The 20,019-nt window shown below is 62.3% G+C and carries 9 protein-coding genes and 1 pseudogene; 8 read left to right on the forward strand and 2 right to left on the reverse strand.

What is annotated here, in order from left to right; all coding sequences use genetic code 11:
- Positions 1 to 7: 7 nt before the first annotated feature.
- Together ACT89H_RS17935 and ACT89H_RS17940 are read right to left on the reverse strand one after the other, a co-directional pair.
- A complete protein-coding gene (locus tag ACT89H_RS17935; protein ID WP_445109753.1) occupies positions 8 to 1,633 on the reverse strand; it encodes an IS1634 family transposase in 1,626 nt (541 codons plus the stop codon).
- 105 nt (positions 1,634 to 1,738) lie between these two features.
- Positions 1,739 to 1,872 (reverse strand): annotated as a pseudogene (locus ACT89H_RS17940) (ATP-binding protein); the annotation flags it as partial.
- Positions 1,873 to 2,029: 157 nt separating this feature from the next.
- Between ACT89H_RS17940 and dpdE the strand changes: the two are divergent.
- From dpdE to dpdD, 8 genes are read left to right on the forward strand one after another with little or no spacing between them, the layout of a single operon-like run.
- Positions 2,030 to 5,341 (forward strand): protein DpdE, encoded by a 3,312-nt coding sequence (dpdE, locus tag ACT89H_RS17945; RefSeq protein ID WP_445109754.1) that lies wholly within the window; start codon positions 2,030 to 2,032, stop codon positions 5,339 to 5,341.
- Positions 5,331 to 7,898, forward strand: a complete 2,568-nt coding sequence (gene dpdF / locus ACT89H_RS17950; RefSeq protein WP_445109755.1) for a protein DpdF — start codon at positions 5,331 to 5,333, stop codon at positions 7,896 to 7,898. The genes dpdE and dpdF overlap by 11 nt, the downstream gene beginning before the upstream one ends.
- Positions 7,898 to 8,767, forward strand: a complete 870-nt coding sequence (gene dpdG / locus ACT89H_RS17955) for a protein DpdG (protein WP_445109756.1) — start codon at positions 7,898 to 7,900, stop codon at positions 8,765 to 8,767. The genes dpdF and dpdG overlap by 1 nt, the downstream gene beginning before the upstream one ends.
- Positions 8,760 to 11,828 (forward strand): protein DpdH, encoded by a 3,069-nt coding sequence (gene dpdH / locus ACT89H_RS17960; RefSeq protein ID WP_445109757.1) that lies wholly within the window; start codon positions 8,760 to 8,762, stop codon positions 11,826 to 11,828. Before dpdG ends, dpdH begins: the two co-directional genes overlap by 8 nt.
- Positions 11,821 to 12,510 (forward strand): hypothetical protein, encoded by a 690-nt coding sequence (locus ACT89H_RS17965; protein ID WP_355157929.1) that lies wholly within the window; start codon positions 11,821 to 11,823, stop codon positions 12,508 to 12,510. Before dpdH ends, ACT89H_RS17965 begins: the two co-directional genes overlap by 8 nt.
- A complete protein-coding gene (dpdJ, locus tag ACT89H_RS17970) occupies positions 12,507 to 16,952 on the forward strand; it encodes a protein DpdJ (RefSeq protein ID WP_445109758.1) in 4,446 nt (1,481 codons plus the stop codon). The genes ACT89H_RS17965 and dpdJ overlap by 4 nt, the downstream gene beginning before the upstream one ends.
- Positions 16,949 to 17,470, forward strand: a complete 522-nt coding sequence (dpdK, locus tag ACT89H_RS17975; protein ID WP_445109759.1) for a phospholipase D-like domain-containing protein DpdK — start codon at positions 16,949 to 16,951, stop codon at positions 17,468 to 17,470. Before dpdJ ends, dpdK begins: the two co-directional genes overlap by 4 nt.
- On the forward strand, positions 17,467 to 19,461 hold the full coding sequence (dpdD, locus tag ACT89H_RS17980; RefSeq protein WP_445109760.1) for a protein DpdD: 1,995 nt from the start codon (positions 17,467 to 17,469) through the stop codon (positions 19,459 to 19,461). The genes dpdK and dpdD overlap by 4 nt, the downstream gene beginning before the upstream one ends.
- Positions 19,462 to 20,019 lie beyond the last annotated feature (558 nt).

Genomic DNA, 20,019 nt, shown 5'->3' on the forward strand with positions numbered 1-20,019 from the left:
ATTTGCTTTAGTGTCCCGGTTCGGCCCGGTTGATCCGGTCGAGAATCGCGGCCTGGGTCGGCGGGATCTCGGGCGGGAACGTCTGAGTGACACCGTTGACGGTGACCGTCGCGCTGCGAAGCGGCCGAAGCTGCTTCACGACGTTGCCGATCGCCAGCCCGGTCACGGCTTGAACCCGGCGGGCGACCGCGAGGGCGGTGAACACGATCGTGAGGTGGGCCTCGATCGCGTCCCGGGTCCGGTGGAACACCGGCCGCGCCGCCAGATCGGTCTTCGACATACGGAACGACTGCTCGACATGCCGAAGCTCGTGATACTTCCCGATCACTTCCACCGCCGGCATCACCTCGACCGGAACGTTGGTGACATAGCCTTTCAACCCGATCAACGACCGCGCCCGCTGCAGCGACTTCTCGTCCACGGCACGGTCTTTCCCGGCGATCTTCACAAACCGGGTCGCCTTCACCGCGGTGTCTCCGGCGACGACAGCTCGCGCTGTGGCTTCCTGGGCGTTCAACGTGATCGTGTCGCGGCGGGCGCGTGCCGCGGAATACTGCCAGACCGCCCGCCACGCTTTCCGGTCGTCGGCCGTCCAGACCGGTTCGGCCCGCAGTTTCGGGTCGTTGACCGTACTCTTGGCATGCCTCGGCGTAACGGTATCGATGATCTGACCGTCATCGAAACAGTCTCCGTGCCAATGGAAATGAGATGCCAGGTCGCCGGGAGCTTTGACCGTGCGGGATCCGACGATGAACGACAACCCGGCGGCATCGAGCTCTTTCAGATTCGATGTCGACAGCATCCCGGCATCCGCGGCGACAACCAGGCGGGTGCCGGGAAGGCCGTGGCGGGTCAGAAACGCCCGCACAACCGGCAGGATCGTGGTGGTTTCGGCGGTGTTGCCCTCGAAACAGCCGATCTCCAGCGGGAACCCGGACCGGTCCACCAGCAGCCCGACCAGGATCTGCGGGTCGACCCGCCTTTCCTTCGAGTATCCGACCTTGCGCAGCCCGTCTTCTTTCTCCGCCTCGAAATACAGGGTTGTCACGTCGTAGAGGACCAACCCCAACCCGCCGCCGCCGGCGGCATGCTCGAAACACTTCCCGGCGATCAGGCCCCGATACCCGCCGGCCTGAATCCGGGCGAGGTGACGTTGAATCGTTTTGTAGGACACCGGATCCGCACCGAGATCGGTCAGGACCCGGACCGCGTCGGCTTTCGACGAGGGTTCCACGATCCGGGCGATCACCAGATCCCGGAACACCGCATCGGCGACGACGTCGAATCCGAGCCGGTCGAACACCGACCCCAACGCCTGATAGAGCAGACGCGAACCTGTCGCGACCGTGCGGCCCGCCACCGCCACCGCCGGTTCCGGCGTGACCGGCAGCCGCCCGCTGCGCCAATCGGCGACATCGTCCATCCGCTCGACCGCGACCACGGCCGTAACCCCCAGGTCGAGCTCTTGCTGACCAGCGGCGACGACCCCACGCGCGTACTCGATCAGCATGCCCAGCTCAGCGTCGGAATGCGCCGAGCCGACATGCTCGACGACCACGACACGGCCGCGGACCTTCGCAACCACCTGCACCGCTACCGCGCCGGACGCGGTCCGCACTCGCCGCACGAACACCCGCCGACCCTACCGTTAGTACCCCCATCCACTCCCGCAACCAGACAACGATGCAGGTCACAGCCCCCCAAGCCGAAAATCCGGCCAGAGGTGTCCTAACTCAGGTTCGATCGCTGCGCGATGACAGCGGGTGGCTAGGTCGGCGGCGGTGGTGAAATAGATGCGGTAGCCCGCATGCGGGCCGCACGCGGCAGTCCTGTGGCCAGGTGCATCTTCCCCGGCCCTGGCCTGCCGATAAGCGAGCACTGCTTTGGTTGCGAAACCCGAACTCGGCCAAGGCCATAACCCGGTACGCTGCTACGCGGCTTGGTGACGGACCCAGGGAGCGGAGCCCTTGAACCTCGTCGTACTCTATTGCAGGACAGGGCCAGTGGGAGATGTCTGTCACACTTACTGGTGTGGCCTCCATCTTGCCGGAGTTCGGGAGGGGTACCGGGGTTGCAGCCTGGCAGCTTTATCATCCAACGATACAGGTGGGATATCGGTCGCGTGGCCGCGGTCCAGGGGAGCCGAGTTCGCATCGAGTACTTCGAGTCGATTGCCGAACCGATCGTTGAAACCGTCGACGCTCTCGTAGGGGACTGCCAACTCGTCACGCTTTCCGTGGGTGCGCGAGTATTTTGGCGCGACCCCGACACCCACGATTGGACCGCCGGGAGGGTCACCGCAAGGCAGGGCGAATCGTATTTTGTCCGATTCCCCAATAGCAGCGCAGACCAGCGAGTGAGCGGCTCGGATCTACGGGTGCGTTGGAACCGCCCCGTCCGGGATCCGCTGCTTGTGCTGACCGCCGGCGGAAGCGAGCCCTGGTTCTTTCGACAGGCTCGTATGCCAATGTTGAATGCGCTGGTCTGGCAGCGCGCGGCCTGCGCCAACGTCCCAGCGTTTTTGTCTTCTGCGGTCGAACTGTTCCCTCACCAGATCGAAGCCAGTCTTGCGGTCCTGTCAGACCCGGTTCAGCGGTACCTCTTGGCCGATGAAGTGGGATTGGGAAAGACGGTCGAGGCGGGGTTCGTCATCCGGCAGATCCTGATCGACAACCCGTTAGCCAAGATCACAATCGTGGCACCGGACGTGCTGCGCAGGCAGTGGATTCGCGAGTTGACGGGCAAGTTCTTCACCGACGATTTCCCGCGAGCTGAAATCAAGGTCCTTGCCCACGAGAACCCGCGCGGTTGGGCCAAGCATAAGAATAGCGATCTGCTTGTTGTGGACGAGGCACACGCGCTGGTCCAAGGAGGTGACCCGAACTCCTCGCCGTACCGCGAGTTGGCATCATTGGCCCACACCTCGGAGCGGCTTCTGCTTCTTTCAGCCACTCCCATCACGTCCAACCCGCTCACCCACCTCGGTCTGCTGCACTTGTTGGACCCAGACGTCTACCGCTGGGAGGACCGAGCGGCGTTCGAGACTCGTTATGCCTTGCGCGCCGAACTGGCAGACGTCGCCTACGCGATCGATGCCGATTGGCCACCGCTGCTCCCGATGAACATTGACCGGGTACGTGCCATCCTCCCCGAGGACCAGCGGGTGGAAGAGTTGGGCGCTGCGGTGCTCGCACTGCTCACTCCCGACGGCGACCTCGCCGATGTGGCCGATGAGGACGAGCTCCGGTTGCGTGTGGACGAACTGCGAGGGCACATCAGCGAGACCTACCGGTTGCATCGGCGGACGATTCGCCACCGGCGATCTCGAGTCTTGGCGGACCGGGCCGACTCCGACTTTGTGCCCTACGAGGTGCGAGGCCGCGAGCTACCGAAACGTATGACGATCCAGTCCCCTGCCGATGAGCGAATTCAAGAGATTCTTGAAGAATGGCGGACCGGTACACGCGGCGCTCTCTTGGACAAGGGTGCCGAGGACATAGATTCTGCCTACGCTCATGTCTACGGCGTCCTCGTGTCGCGTTTGGGCGTCAGCGGGCGTGACCTCCTCGAAATCTTGCGGTTGCGGGTCGAGGGCGTCGACCCTTCGGTCGCCATGGACCCGGTCGACCGCGGGCTCTTGACCTTTCCCCCAGTCTTGGCTCACGAATCCCATACTCTGCGTGCAGTCGAGCAGGTGGTGGCCGAGAGCGACGTGACTGTCTTCGAGCAGGTGACCAAGGCTTTGCTACCTGTGCTCTCACAGCACCGGAAAACGATCGCGTTCTGCGGTGGTGGTGCCCTGGCGGATGATCTGGCTGCTCACCTGCGGGCGCGATTCCCGAAAGCCCCGTTGTTTCGGCACACCAGATTCATGCCTGCGGAGGACGCGGAGAAGTCGGTCGCCGGTTGGCGGGATGCGCCTACCGGCTTGCTGGTATGCGACGACTCTGGCGAAGACGGCCTGAACCTTCAGGTTGCGGATGCGGCGATTCATCTGAGGCTGCCATGGTCGCCCAATCGGCTCGAACAACGACTCGGCCGGGTGGATAGGTTCGTGGAGAGTGGCAAGCATGCCCCGCGTGGCCCTGCCGCGAACTATGTTGTCCTGCCTTCGGGAGGCGAGTTGGCGGCGACAACTTCGTGGCTGGAACTGCTGTGCAATGGCTACCGGATCTTCGATGCCTCGGTGTCGACACTTCAGGACGCGATCTCCCAAGGGTTGGGCTCCGTATGGTGTCGAGCGCTCGATGTTGGGACCGACGCACTGGTGGATTGCTCAGAAGAAGTGGAGGGGACGTTGAAGCAAGCGTCGATCGAAATCGACAAGATGGACATGCTGGAGTCGATCCATCACAGCGTGACGTACTCCGACGACGTGGCAGATGCCATGAGCTCGTTAGAGACCCATTGGACCAAGATTCGAGAGGCGGTTCTCGGCTATACGTCGGGCAAGAACGGCGGTATCGACATCCGAAGGCTGGAGCAATCCATCGACGGCAGGCGTGTGGAGGTGTTCGACGTCGCTGGGTCGAAGCCAAAAGTCGACCCGAGTATTTTGCGCTTTGCCGGATCTCGCTTCGGCGAAGACTCGGGGAAGGGCGTATTCAACAGGTCTGTCGCCGTTCAGCCTCCTGGTAGGCGGATCTTCCGCATCGGCAACCCGGTCGTCGACCTCCTGGCACATATCGTCGATAACGACGACCGGGGGCAAGCAACCTGCGTGACCCGCATCGACCCCCGATATCAAGAAGAGGAACCTGAGATCTACTTCGGGTTCGACTTCCTGGTTGAAGCGGATCTGCAGGCCGCGATTGCCCATGTGCCCAATGCGCCTAGCGCGGTCCTCGCGCTGCGGCGCCGCGCTGATCGGCTTTTTGCCCCTTTCACAATGCGGGTGTGGGTCGAGGTTGGCGAGGATTGCACAGTGACAGGCCCGGAGATCACGGAATGGCTGGAACGACCGCTTAACTCTCGGCATGACCACAACGTAACCGGATCGAAGCTCGACAAGTTGGTCGGTCAGTTCGGCGGATGGGCGGGCTTCCGAAAGGTCGGCGTTGAGGCAGAGCAGTCGGCACGCGTTCACCTGGCCGAGACGGCGAAGCTCACCGAGCGATCCTCGGCGGCACTGGGACGAGCTACTGCCGGCATGCGGGTGATGCAGGCGCAAGCCAAGGCCCGGGCCTTGGCGGGACGGCTCGTGAACGACGAGGAGACGATGGTCTTGGACAGCGCCCTGACGTCCGCTCTCGCGGACGGGATCCGCAACCCAAGCGCACGCGTGGTCGCGGCCATATGCGTGGCCCGGACGGGGATCCCAAGGCAGGGTCGTGAGTTCTGATTCGTGGGCGGGCGCGCAGCAGTTGTTCAACCAGTGGCCTACTATCCCGTCCTTCGATGACGCGACCGGGCTTCTGCGCAGGCTGACGGACGCTGTACGGGAGTTAGGTACGCAACGCGCCTCCAAAGTCGACGTGGCTGTGCTTACCCGGCAGGTGCTGTTGGACGCTGCAGTCCGGGGAAACCGCGCAGGATTAATCACACCGCACGACCCGGCTCTTCCAGGTATTTCCGAGTGGTCGAACGCTAAGTGCACCGCAGTCGAAACTCCCGGCGGATTCCGTGTCTGGGCGAACCCGTGGACTCCGGAGACGGCAGGATCGTCAGTGGCGTCGGCCGCTGCCGAGGAAGACCTGCGCAATGTACACCTCAGCAGCGAGGCCAACCAACGCTTCATCCCAGCAACTGTGCCGGCCGATCCGTTTATGACCAGTGCCTTCGGTCATCGAAGCTACAAGTCAACCGGACAGCGGCAACTGGCTCGCGCGGTAGCGCTCGCCGCGCCGGGCACCACTCTGGTCCTCAGTCTGCCTACCGGCCAGGGCAAGACGGCCGTAGCGTTGGCCGCAGGGATGGTGGCCCCCGCGCATTCGGGGTTGACCGTGGTTGTCGTACCGACAGTGGTACTGGCACTGGACATGGAGCGGCGGACCAAAGAGTTGATGCGGCACCATGACATCGGCGCCCCGCACGACCGTTTCGCCTACATAGGTGGGCTTGATGAAGACGACAAGCGACGAATCCGGGAAGCTATCAAGTCCGGCCGGCAGCGTCTGCTGTTCACCTCACCGGAAGCACTGGTCACCGGTCTCGCGAAGGCTTTGGAGGATGCCGCCACCTTCGGGCACTTGCGCTACTTCGTGATCGACGAGGCTCACCTGGTGGAGCAGTGGGGTATCCGGTTCAGGCAGTCCTTCCAGACGATGGCCAGACATCGTAATCACTGGATTGCCTTAGCCCCGGAGGGCAGGGCTCCGGTGACGATTGCGATGAGCGCAACCCTTACACGTGACCAGATCTTCAGTCTGAAGTTCATGTTCGGCGATCCTGAACGCACCCGGGTCATCTCTGCAGCACAGTTACGGCACGAACCGAGTTTCTACATCGCACACCATGCGGACGAGGCGAGCCGCGTTTCCGCGGTTCTGCGTGCGGTGCACCTCCTGCCCAAGCCGATGGTGCTATACGTGACCACTCGCCGGGATGCTTGGTTGTGGCGGGACCGACTGCACGGGTCAGGTTTGCACCGAGTCACTGCGGTTACCGGCGAGTCCACCGACATCGAGCGGCAGCATGCAATGGCCGGGTGGAGCGGTCGAGACTCGACTGGAGAAGTCTCGACCGCTTACGACGTCGTCGTTGGAACGTCAGCATTCGGGCTCGGAGTAGACCTTGGCGACGTCCGGACGATCGTGCACGCCTGCGTGCCAGAATCTCTCGACCGCTTCTATCAGGAGGTTGGGCGCGGCGGACGCGACGGATTCCCGTCCCTGTCGGTCTTGTCGAGCGTCGACGAAGACTTCAACGTTGCCGCGAGCCTCTCAGACGAGCGGCTGATCAGCGCAACCTTGGCGTTCGAGCGATGGCGCGCGATGTTCATCAAGGCAGAGCGGCTGGCAAGGGAGGTGTACCGCGTCGACCTTGACTGCTACCGAGCAGATTTGTCCAGAACCTCGAAATCGAACCGGGGTTGGAACTTGCACATCCTAGGTCTGATGCACCGTGCTCGACTGATCGACCTGGCTTTGTCGGTGCCCGCCGAGGCCGGATCCGACGTATGGGACGACGAACTCGACACACCTGGTCAGTCCGCCGATCAGTTTGTACAAATCACGCTGCTGGACGGTGCCGCGAACCGAGAGGCTGACTTCTCGGAGCGGATCACGCGCGTTCGCGGCGAAATCAAGCGCAGCAGGCGCCGGGCGGTCGACAACCTGCGCGACATGCTCAGTGGGCGGCACTGCATGGGAGAGGTATTGGCGACCTACTACAGCACCGATGACGTTACGATCGGCGTGACCTGCCGAGGATGCCCTCGATGCCGTCAGACGGAGAAGCCCACGGATGCAGCCTTTTACCGGCTGGCGGCCGAGCCGACCCCGTTCCTCCCGGCACCGACCGGCCCAGTCGACTACGACCCACTCATCCGCTTCCGAGGCCAGGCGAATTGTCTCAGTATCACCTGGGACGGTGATGCGGACTTTCAGCGATCTGTGCCCAGGCTCCTCCATGCGCTTGTGCTGAGAGGGTTGCCTGTTGTGGGTGGGCCCGGTGCGACTCCTGAGTTGATGGCAACCCTCCAACGGGACGTGGGCCAGGTCTCTTTGATCCACGACCGAGACGACGACCTGCTTAGGTCTTATGCCGGCCCGATGTTGTGGGTCGGCGCATCCGACACCCGGCGCCTGCCAACAGATGTGGTGGAGCGGATTCGGTCCGAGGACGTGGTCTATGTACTCCATCCAGCCGATACCGTGCACCCCGAGAAGGTGTCGGAGGCGTTTGCCACAATCCACCGACCGACCCTTTCCGTGCGCACAGCGTTGGAGTCCCTCTGATGGCCCTTTTGAACGTCGACAAGGCGCTACCCCCGCAACTCTGGGCGCTGGTCCGGCTGTTGAGCGTCCGACAGCCGTTGACCGACGACCAGGCTAGGGCATTCATGAGTCCGGATTCGTTGAATGCGGGGGCGAAGCCTCCGTTCCTGTCCGCAGTCCGTACGTTGTTGGAGCTGGATCTGGTAGTACGGGATGAGAGCGGCAGATTGTCGCTGCGGCACCCGATGCCGAATCTGGCGGACTTCCAACACCGCCTTCGCGAGGCCCTCTTCGCTCCGGCGCGTAACACCGATCTGGAGTCCGACCCCATCACCGGCAACCGGGACATGACCATCGTTCTCTCGTACTTCCTTTCCTTCGACCCGTTGGACCTGCCGGTCACCGAAGCAAAGGTCGACGAAAAGAGCACGAGGGAGTTCTCAGTAGAGGGGAGGAATCCAAACCCGAACAACACTCGTTGGCCGCGATTCTGCCATTGGGCACCGATGTTGGGTCTGGGCGCGGCACCACTGATTCCGACATCTGATTCGAGCGCGCTCACCCCGGACTGTACGAAAGCTGTCCGTCAGGTGTTGGCCACTTCGCAATTGGCGGGCAAAACCGTCTCTGCCGTAGAGGTGGTGCGGATAATCAGGGAGGCGATTCCTGTGCTACCTGGAGGCGCCTACTCTGTTCGACTGAGCATTCCGGATCCCGGCGAGCAGGTTGTTGACACCGCTCTCTCTTTCGCACTTCTCCGCGGTTGCTACGAAGGCTGGTTGCAGTTCGAGCGATTTGCGGACAGCGCAAGTACAGTGACCGTCGCCGACCGAGATGACCCGAACCGCCGGGTGTCCGACATCCTGGTCTCGGAGGGGATCAATGGCTGAGCAATTTGCCCTGCATACCTGCTGGAGCCCTGAAGAAGCGGCTCAGACAATCAACACCGAGGCGGTCAGCCCTTCCCGCGGCATCTTCCTGGCCACCCACGCTCCGCTCAGGCTCCGACGCAGTCGGTTGACCGGGGGGACGCGCGAAGATGCCAAGAACCTGGAGCGCCCACACGAGGTAGTGGACGAAAAGGCAGTCCTGTCGGACTTCTTGACGCGAAAGTCTGATACCGGCGCCCTGCTAATGCCCATTGTGGGTGGATCAGGAACCGGCAAGTCCCACCTCATTAGATGGGTACGTGAGAATGTCGGTGACACAGCGGAGTGCAAGGTCATATATTTGGAGAAAGGAAAGACCAGCCTCAAGGCCGTCATCGCAGAACTTCTCGCCGACCTCGAATCGGACCATGCGGCCGAACTCCGTCGCACGATCGACCAACTCTCGTCGAGTGTGGAGCCCGAAGCGCTCGCGAGACGCCTGATCAACAGCATTGAGGAAGAACTCTCGGCCACTACCCAGGACGGCATCTCCGGGCCAGCGCGGGTCTTGCGTGGCCCCCGTGGGGTTGCAGTCCTGCTGCAGGACCCCCACGTCCGCGGCCACATGTTGGAGCCAGGGCGATTTATCCCCCAATTGGCACACCAACTCCTGCACGACCGCAGGGATGGCGAGCAGCAGCGCCCCGAACAGTTCACCGCGGCGGATCTCCCGCTGGACTTCGGTGACATCAAGAAGGTGGCGGATATGACTGCCCGCCTGCTCAAAGTGCTCAGTACCACACCGGCGATGGTCGACGCCTCCGTCGAACTGTTGAACCAGTGTCTGGAACCGGCGGTCAAGAGGGCCTTCAATATGGGTTCCGGCAGTCTGGTGTCGGCGATGGAAGAGGTTCGCAGGGAGTACATCCGTCAGGGCCGCGAGATCGTACTTCTTATAGAGGATTTCGCGCTTATTCAGGGCATGCAACGGGAACTGCTGGATGCCATGATCGAACCCGCGCGGCGGGAGGGCGTCGAGGTGCTGGCCCGCATCCGAACTCTGCTTGCGGTAACGACTGGCTATTTCCAATCGCTGCCGGAGACGGTGCTGACCCGTCTGCATGCCACAGTGGGGTATGTCTATGACCTGGACGCGCCGCTGGGCAGCGCTGATCATGGGGAGGATTACATGGCCTCTTTCGTGGCTCGCTATCTCAACGCCGCACGACTCGGAGCCGAAGTGCTCGACACGGTGTCACAGGTCGACGAGGTTCCTAACCGCTGCAAGGACTGCCCATTCGAGATCGAGTGTCATGCCGCATTCGGCGCGTCCGTCGAGGGTTATGGCCTCTACCCTTTCAATCGTTCCGCACTAACCAGAGCCGTGCACTCTACCGCTTCACCGGACGCGCCATACCAGTTCGTGCCGCGCGCGGTACTGGGCTCAGTGGTCCATAAAGTGCTTGTGGACGACGCCAAACCCATCAGAGATGGAGCCTTCCCTCATCAAGGCTTCCGCGACAGGTTTCGCCGAGCGAAGATCGACGATCCGCTCGGCAGCGCCATGCTCGACATGGTGGAATCCACGTACCCGACCGAAGTCGACCGTTACCGCGCTTTCCTAGAATTTTGGGGCAACGCCGAGTCACCTTTTGAAGGTGAACCTGGGGTACGGCGCGCGTTCGGGCTAGCAGCGCCGAAGACCTTGAGTGCTCCGCGCCCTCAGACTTCGGAGAGGCGGAAATCCTCGACGGAACGGGATAAGGCTCCCGAATCAGGCAGTCCTCCGTTGCCGCTCCCTCTCCGGCGGTCGCTCCAGGAGATCGAGGACTGGGCGACGAAGGACGAGAATGCTATGCCCAACGTCGCCCGCGACCTGAGGGCAATCGTCGCCGATGCGGTCATCCAGCGGTACGACTGGGCAGACCCGTTGATGAACAGCATGAACAAGGAGGCCCTCAGGTCGGTGTGGAGCAGCACGTCGGGGGCGGTGCGCATCCGCGGGGCCAGAGGTGGGCTGAAGATCGACTCCGAGTCGGCCCCGATTCAGTTCGCGAAGACTGGGCGCAATGCCCAGTTCTTCAAGTCGGTACTGCTGTTGAGAGAAGGGCACCGACCCAACTCGATGGACAGCGTGTACCAGTTGGCGGAGTTGGCCGAGTCGAAGGCCCCAGATCTCACCGCGGCCGTTCTAGCGAAGCAGGAGATCACTGACTCGGACCTCGTGCTAGGTCTGAGGGTGTCGTTGATCGGTGCTGCAATGGCTGGCCAGGCGTGGCCGGGCATGTCGGAGGCAAAGTTGGTCAACGTTGTCATGCATGACGGCAAAGGTTGGGTTCGTGAGGACTTCGATACTCGTGTACCCCAGTGGACCTCGACACTGGCAGAGCACCTGAGCAAGCGCGAGGCGCTTGTGGCGCAAATCAGGAATGCGGTCGGTATTTCGCAGGGGGTGGGCGGCAAGGTCCGCCTCATTGATGCCGCGCACCTGCTTCCACTGCTCAACCAAGCGGCTCGAGAATGGACGTGGCAGGTCGGTGACCGCCCGGTGCCGGCATGGGTCTCGCCGGCAGCTAAGGGTTTCATGTTGATTCCTCGCATCATCGACGAGCAGTTGGATGTGCTGCGGGACTTGCTGGCCTCGCTGCGCCGCAGAGTTGCTCGAGGAACGCTGGCCAAGGTCGTGCCGGCCGTTCTGGATGCCATGGATGAAGCCAATCAGCACGGTCTGCGGCTGACCTCTGCTCAGAGAGAGAACTTGAAGGCGCTCGCGACTGATGTCAAAGACGTGGACTGGAGTGTCATCACCGATCTCGAGGACGACCTCGCGCACCTCGCGGATACGGCAGTTGGGAGCAACGACCTGGACAGGGCGAAGATGCTCGTGGCGGTCCGCGGACGCGGTCCGGCGCTGCGCGCTATTCAAGCTTTTCTGGAAGCCAGCAACGCCTGGTTGGACGAGGCATTGGAATCAGCCAAGGCTCGAAGTGGTGGGCATGATTCGGAAATCTCCGACAATCTCAGTTCGGTAGTTCGCCAGTGGGCCGAGATAGTGCACAGCGAGGAGCCGACCGATGAGTGAGGTGACTGTCTTCGAGAAAGTCGAGCAACTGCGGAGTGAGGCGCGTCGCTTGGCGAGCGCGGAGAAGGGCGCCAGCGAGGCCCGGCGGATTGGCAGCCGGACGACGAAGCTGCGGGCCTCGCTCGGCGAGTTGAACACCCAGGTCGAACTTGCTCGCAAGGTCAACGAGACCATCGGGTCCACGAGAGTCGATCTTTCCACTGTGGACGATGGATATGAAGAGTTCGAAGCCAAAGTGCGAAGTGTGACCAACCCTGGTGATACGGTCTTCGAGCGGGCCAACCGGCGTATCACTGCGGTGTGCAAGCGACTGGAGGCTGAGACCAGCTCAGCATGGTCCACCTGGGCCTTGGCCCGCATCTCAGAGTTGCATCTGACACGCATTCCCATGCTTCCGTCAGGAGACCAACGTGAGGCTCGTCGGAAACTGGACGAGTTGGAACGGTGGTCTCGCGCGAAGGACTTGTCCAAATCCACCGTCAGTCTCTTCACAACCTCAATCAGCGGGTTGGCAGACATGCTTGCAGATGCCCCCGACGCGCCACCCGAGGTCGCAAACCTGATGGTGAGGCTATCTGGTGAGCGACCGCCCACGCTGGCGGAGATCACGGACGATGAGATCTCGCTGCTGCGGTCGCTGCATCTCGATGCGCAGATCACGGTGAAGAGGATCGGTACGTGAGCGAAATAAGTCCAAGATTCGTCAACGACCTCCTCTCAGCATTGGAAGACCAGGAGCTCCCCCTACTGTCTTGGGGAGTAACTACCGGGGTGCTTTCCTGGGACGAGGTCACCACGACTATTGAGCGTGTCCTGGCCGAACATGCGGATGCACCTCGCGGCGTCACCATCGAGGGCCTTGTCGACTACATGGTGAACAAGGCATTACTGGTGCCAGCGTCCAGCACCGCGTCAGCCTACGACACCACAGAAATGCCTGTGTACCGAACACGGATGGCTGAGGCGCTGCGGCTTACCGTGAACCTCAGGCAACTCTTCCCGCCACGGTGGGGGGTTACCCCTCAGTCGGGTTGGTGGCTGCGTGGGCCGCGGCTCGTGGCCGACTACAGGCTGCACGTTCAACCGCGCCGTTACCCGAAGCGAGACATCACGCTGGACCGGGCATGCGCCGAGTTGGCGACGCAAGCGGGCTGGGGGCCCGCCCAAGAGCATGTCATGAAAGTCCTTGTAGGCGGGAACAGTTTGGCCGCCTTCCAGGTCGCTGCGACGCAACGCATCTTCTCGGCCATCGACGCGGAACGTAGCCGAGGAATCATCGTCGGAGCAGGCACCGGTAGTGGGAAGACCATGGCCTTCTACCTTCCAGCTTTCGCTTCGATGGTGGGGTCCGCGCGGCGGGCTGTCCACACTTTGGCGATCTACCCTCGCGTGGAGTTGCTGCGTGACCAACTGGTTGAGACGGTCCGCATCGCCAAACGGCTTCACGAAGCGGCAGCTACCCCACAGCGGATACGGATCGGTGTCTTGTACGGGGGTACGCCAAACCACAACAAGGACTCTCGGTACTTCGAACGATCCGGCTGGAAGCGGAGTAAGAGCGGGTTCGTGTGCCCCTACTTCAGTTGTCCGGAGTGCGAGGTCGGCGAATTGATCTGGCCGGAGGCCGCTCGGCTTGCCGGTGTAGAGCGGTTGCAATGCGGAAACTGCCATTACGTGATCGAGTCGCCAAGCCTGGCATTGACCAGGGAGAGCATCCGAGCTAATGCTCCGGAAATTCTGTTCAGCACCACAGAGATGTTGAACAGGGGAGCAACGAACAACCTCTCGGGTGTGCTGGGCTGGCAGGGCGGAGCGCCGCCCTCTGTTGTTCTATTGGACGAGGTGCATACCTACGTCGGGATGCACGGTGCTCAGGTCGCGCTTCTGCTGCGGCGTTGGCGTAACGCAACGAAGAAGCCGATCACCTTCGTCGGCCTGTCGGCGACGCTGCGTAACAGCGAGCGGTTCTTCGCCGCGCTGACCGGCCTCCCATCGAGTGCTGTCGACCGAGTCGAGCCCGCGGAGGACGACATGCTGGACGAGGGACGCGAATATTGCATCGCGTTACGCGGCGATCCCGTGTCCCGGGCTAGTCTCCTGTCGACCTCGATTCAGACCGCGATGTTGTTCGGCAGGATCCTCGACAAGAAGCAACATGTGTTCGGTACGACCGGGTTCGCCTTTACTGACGACTTGGACGTGACCAACCGCTTCTATGACGACTTCCGCGACGCCGAGGGCGGGCAGAACCGGTCGATGCGCAATGGTAAGCAGCCGATCCTGGCTGCGCTGCGGTCTTCGGCGGGAAGCTTCGAGGCAGATCGCGAGCGCGACGGCCAGGTGTGGCGTGTGGTGGAGAAGATCGGGCACCTGCTGTCCCCGGACCTCAAGCAGCAATACCTGCGGATCGGCCGAACTTCGTCACAAGACGCGGGGATGGACCGAGACGCCGACTTCACTGTCGCTTCTCCGTCACTGGAGGTGGGCGTCAATGACGCCAGGGTCGGGTTGGTACTGCAACACAAGGCGCCGCGTAATCCGGCGGCGTTCATCCAGCGGCGAGGACGGGCCGGTCGCCTCCGAGACACCCGGCCGATCACTGTGGTGACGCTGTCGGAGTATGGGCGTGATCGCCTGGCCTACCAGGCCTACGAATCGTTGTTCACTCCGGTCTTGACCGCCCCCACCTTGCCTGTTGGCAACAGGTTCATTCAGAAGATCCAGGCCACGCAGGCCATGCTCGACTGGTTGGGTGCTCGAATGCGGGCACGGAAGTGCTATCTCGACCCTCGCAATGTGCTGGCAAGCCCGCGGGGGGAACACCAGTTTGACGGTTCCGTGTATGAGACTGTGGCCCAAATCCTTCGCGAAGCACTGGAAGATCAAGTGGCCCAGGACCACCTTGCGAAGCACATCCAGAGTGCGTTGCAGATCGGCCCGGACGACGTCCGAGCGATCTTGTGGGATCCACCGAGATCGTTGCTGCTGTCCGTAGTTCCGACAGCGTTGAGGAGGCTGAATACACGGTGGAAGCCGGCCCGTGAGGATCCCGGCGCTGGTCCAGGAAAGCTGCTTCCGGAATTTCTGACAACCTCGCTGTTCGCACCTTTGAACCTCCCCGAGGTCGAGTTGGTGTTGCCGTTCGACTATCAAGACGAGCCGGAGGCGCTGGGTATCGCGCAGGCACTACGTGAGGCCGTACCTGGGAGAGTCAGCAAACGGTACGCATACCGACGCGACGACGATCGAACTTGGATCGCACCTCCGGCCGGTTCCGACGAACTCGACCTGCGGACAGTGGTCGGTCCAGGTGCGACCATGGAAGGTGTGTGGACGGGCCCTGACGGCAGGGGTTTCCAGGTGGTCCGTCCGACCTGCATCCGCGTGACGGAGCCGGATCCCGATATCAACACAAGGTCCCAGGGCGTTCCCCTATGGGTCAGCCAGGTCGTGATCAACGACAGCACACCGCCTAACGCGGCTGATATCCCGAATCCGTCGCTATGGAGCACCAGGCTGGTCGAGGTCGGGTTCTGCTCCCACCGGAGCGGGAACCCGGTCGAGGTTCGGCGGATGACGATCGGGGCGGACAGTGTCATCGCGCGCACCAACCAGCGGGTTGACGAGCGGCGGAAGATCGCATACCTGCTCGACGGTCGACCGGCAGCTCTGGGCTTCCACCTGGATGTTGATGGGATCAAATTCGTCCTCAGGCGTCCCGATCTCGACAGCCCGGGATTTCAGGCCTACCTTGCGTCACCTCAATGGCGGTCGTTGGCCTTCTTTGATGCGGTGCGAACCGATCCTGCTCTCGACGACGTAGCGAACAAGTTCCAGCGGGAGTGGCTAGCCCAGATCTATCTCACCGCTTACACCCTCACCGGGGCGGACGGGAGCCCAGGCTCGGAGGTGCACGCGAAGCTAGCTGGTGGGGCATGGCGTGATCAACTCCAAGAGATTCTCACCGTGATGTATCGGAGCACCGAGGCGCCGGACTCGGCCGTGTCGGCGACAGAACGACTCGTCCGAGATCTCTCGACGCTTGCCGCGCAGCAGAACGTCATCGACACCCTCAATCGTGCAGGCAGGCTTTTGGCGGATCCGGACATCGTGAACCAGACGGCATCGTTGGCCAGGCGGGTATACACGCACACGGTTGCCGCCGCGATACTCGCCGCATCAATTCGTGCCTGCCCACATGCCCAGGACAAGGATCTCACCGTCGACGTCTTCGAGGGGGCGCAGGGAGACCACGACGTGGTATGGCTGACCGAGACGTCGATCGGAGGTGTCGGCGTGGTCGAGTACCTGGTCCAGAACTATGCGCAGGACCCGAGAGCATTCTGGACGCTCGTCGACTCCATGCTGGCCCCGGGAGAGCATGAGCACGTGGACGCGGCGATGCTGGAACTCCTGAAGGAGTTGACGGGAAATCCTTCCGGTGCAGCGGCGAGCGCCATAGCCGAGTTGCGGCGTGCCCGATCCACCTACGCGGCAGGAGTTGGGCTCCAAGACCTGCGTGAGGCGTGGACGGCTCTTAGCGGGCCGCCTCGGCACGCCGCAGTTGCCGCCTTGTCGACCCGCCTGCTGCGCCCAGGTTCGGACCCCGCCTCGGACCGCACAGCGTTGCGTCTGGTAGAGGACTGGATCATGTTGGAGCAGAGACTTGGGGTGGAAGTCGACGCGCGTGTGGTGGCCTACGCTGCCAGTCGCGGTTCCTTTGCCGATGACGAGCGCGAACTGTCTGCTGACCAGGCGTTCAGTGTGCTGTGGCCACGCGGCCACCAGGCACGGAACCAGCACCTGCAGTACTACCAGGGATACGGCCAGGAAGCCATCGTTGAGCGAGCGTTGGCAGCCGCTCTACACACGGAGCAGTTGCCCGAGATCGAGCTTGAGGACCCGGACTGGATTGAGCGGTACCAAACGGCACTCGCCGAGCACGGTCGCCTCGACCTGGTCGGTCGCAGCCGTGGAAACCAGGCTATAGCTGACGCTTTGGTGCTGCTTCCAGTTCTGCCTGTCGACCGCGATGCCCTTCGCGTCTACGGGCAGGTTCGGAACATCATCAGGCACTCCGATCGCACCACCTTGCGTGTGGAGATCAGGGAAGCGGTGCAATGACCAGATCGGCGCGCACCATTCGCATCAGCGAGCAGACGCGTATCAGGGTTGCACCGGTCCTGCGTGCCGTGTTGTTGTCCGAGATGCTTGCTCCCAGTCCGCTGATCTGGCTGGTATCGCCATGGATCACCGATATCGACGTGATCGACAACTCCGCAGGTGAATTCGATGCAGTCTTCGGAGACGACTCGATAACCGTATGCCGGTTGTCCGACGCACTGGCCAGGATCAACACGGCAGGAGCCCATATACACATCGTCACCCGCCCCGACGACCACAATGCTCCATTCCTGCACCGGTTGAAGGCTATGGCACCTCAGGGACGCCTAAAGGTGATTCAGGCACCTGAAATTCACGAGAAGACTCTCTGCGGGCAGGAGTGGCTGCTCACCGGATCCATGAACTTCACCATCCGCGGAATGACCGTGAACGACGAGGCGGTCACCTATATCCAGGGCGGCCGTGAGCCCGGCCAGGCACGAATCGACCTGGAACGGCGTTGGGAAAGTGCGACGTGACCGAGACCGAGGTTCTTTCGACCCGGACGCCGGAACACACCCGACGGTTGCTCGAAGCCTACTTCGCGGCACCCGTCAACGATGCGTGGCCGGATATGGCCGAGGACTACGAATGGGCGGACCGCACCAAGCCGTTCGTCGACAACGCCTTGAATCGGCCTGAGATAGTACTGGTATTGCCCTGGTTGCAGAAGTCGGTGGATCGCTTCGCCATCTACGTGGTGGTAGATAAGCGGGAGGACGTTGTCCCCACAGCGGAACTCATCAAGGCATTTGCGGGACCTAGCTACCTCACTGACCCCTCTATGGAACGCCCCGCTCAGCTCGATCCGGGAGTTGAGATCGAGAGGATCCTCCTTGAGTACGTGGATCCTGCAGCCGTATTTCGCCTCGGTGCGGGGCCAACGCCGAAACAGCGGGGAAAATTGACTGACGCGATGCGTCTGATGCAAGAGGCGCTCGCGAACCGGCCGACTCGGTCGTGGCGCGTCGTAAAGTCCGCCGGCAGGCTCTTGGCCGAGTTCGACGCCGCGCTGGCCGCTGGTGGCGAGGCGAGTTCGGCGGCAATCCTCGACCAACTGCGTGAGGTCGGCGGACTAGACGCCAGCAATCTGGCGTACCTGACAATCAAACGGCTCAACCGGCTCGGTAAGGACGCCGAAATCCAGGCACTGCCTCGCCTGGTCGACATCATCCGGCAGGAGCCTCCCACGCCCGTGCGCGAAGCTCTTCTCGAATCCCTTTACTTCAGCGCGATCGAGGACTACCTCGCAACTGGTGACCTCGACGCGGCGTTCCAGGTGCTGCTGGACACCGGAACCTACCTCCAGGAGTTGTTGAACGGCCCGCTCAGGATGCGTTCGATCAGTGCGTGGACGATCGCGGTGCTCGCGGGAATTATCGGAGACGATCACAGCCTGCTGAAGCACGCGAAGGACGAGCTACGTGGACTGGACCAGTTCGAGGAGCTTCCGGAGGCGGTACGCGAAGAACTGCTGAGGAGGGTCGGGGACGACTCTCCTGATATGGAGACCGCTCCTGCGGCGCAATCCGCGATTCGCTCTTGGAGCGAATTGCTGGCGGCGATCTCCGACAACTCTCCAGCTGTGCGCAACGTGCTCAGGGAGTCCAGTTGGCAAGACTGGCCACCGCCCGCCCAGGACGATGAAGAGATCGCTGGCCTGCTGGACGGCTTGAGGGATGAAGCCGCTGAACAGGCATGGAGTGTAGTAGGTGCTTTCCTCGAGGCCGCGGGTTACGACGATCCGGCAGCCTACAGTGCGGAGGCCTTCATCCTTAACGCCCTCACACACAGCCGTTTCAACCCCGGCGACCTGTTGGCCATCCAAGCGCTGCTTGGTGTCGCATTGCGCGGTGCCCCTAATGCCGACCATTATGGGCGCCTGCTCTGGGAGATCGGCTCTGAGTATGACCGCTGGGTCGCTCCGGAGCGGGCATCGGTCGTCCTGGACATCGTCGACACACTGGTGTTGTCGGCGTGTCCAGATGAAGCTGCACGGCAACAACTTAGCTACCGACTGCTGACTCCACTCTCCCGACATTCGGAACGACTGGACCCGGCGGATGTTGCATTTGCCCGGGTACTCGACGAAGAACTCAAGCTCGGATTGCCGTGGCAGATAGAGCAAGACGACGAACCGGTGGAGTCGGAGTTGTGGTACGCCGCCAACGTGAGCGTCCTTCTCTACTCACTTGATGAGAAGGTCCTGGGCCGGGTGACCGAGCAACTCCGCGCCCTGGCGCCGAATGCCCGCGTCACCTGCTCTTCTGACCATGTCGGCAGCCCCCGCCTGCGCCAGTGGGTGCAGAGCGCCGACCTGGTCGTGTTGATCACTCGATGCGCAAAGCACGCCGCAACTGGATTCATCTCCGGCCACACCAGTAGCGAAAAGATCGCCTACGTGGACGGAAGCGGGTCTGCATCTTTGCTCCGCACAACGTTGGCAGAACTAAGAAGGCGGTATGGGTAACAGGAGTCGTTACTGATGGACGTCGCGGACTGCCCTCTGATGCGTGGCGGTGACGCTGCTGTCTGTCCACGGTCAGGAATAGACCGTAGAAGTCTCGATTCACCAGCCAACTCGCCACGCCGGGGTGGCGGCAAATAAACGGATTTGTATCTGGATAGGCGGCAGCGTCCGTACCAGGTGCCGGTTGAGGAGGATGCTTGATCGCGGCTTGAGTGTCGGGGTGCTCGCCGCTACCGCTGGACCTTCGATGTGCTCACGCCGCCTCCCGGCTTCGTCGGTGGGTGAGAACCTGGATGCCGCCGGTTTCGAGGAACGGTTGCGTCCAGCCTGAGTTGCACAGGTGAAGTGGATTTCGTCGATCGGCGCATCATCACTGCTGGTCACAGCGGTTCGGGTGGCCGATGTGGGTCACTAACAGGCCGGTAGGATCGCCGGTCGTGGCGTTCATCCGCAAGGTCAAGACCGCGTCCGGGGCAACAGCGGTGCAGATCGTGGAGAAACACGGCCGCCGAAACAAGATCATCGAGCACGTCGGCTCGGCGCATGCCAATGCCGAAC

Source organism: Nocardia aegles (assembly GCF_052545135.1).

Bases quoted from the DNA above. Each gene is read 5' to 3' on its own strand.
- ACT89H_RS17965 (WP_355157929.1), top strand. From the start codon at position 11,821: ATGAGTGAGGTGACTGTCTTCGAGAAAGTCGAGCAACTGCGGAGTGAG.
- dpdK (WP_445109759.1), top strand. From the start codon at position 16,949: ATGACCAGATCGGCGCGCACCATTCGCATCAGCGAGCAGACGCGTATC.
- dpdG (WP_445109756.1), top strand. From the start codon at position 7,898: ATGGCCCTTTTGAACGTCGACAAGGCGCTACCCCCGCAACTCTGGGCG.
- dpdH (WP_445109757.1), top strand. From the start codon at position 8,760: ATGGCTGAGCAATTTGCCCTGCATACCTGCTGGAGCCCTGAAGAAGCG.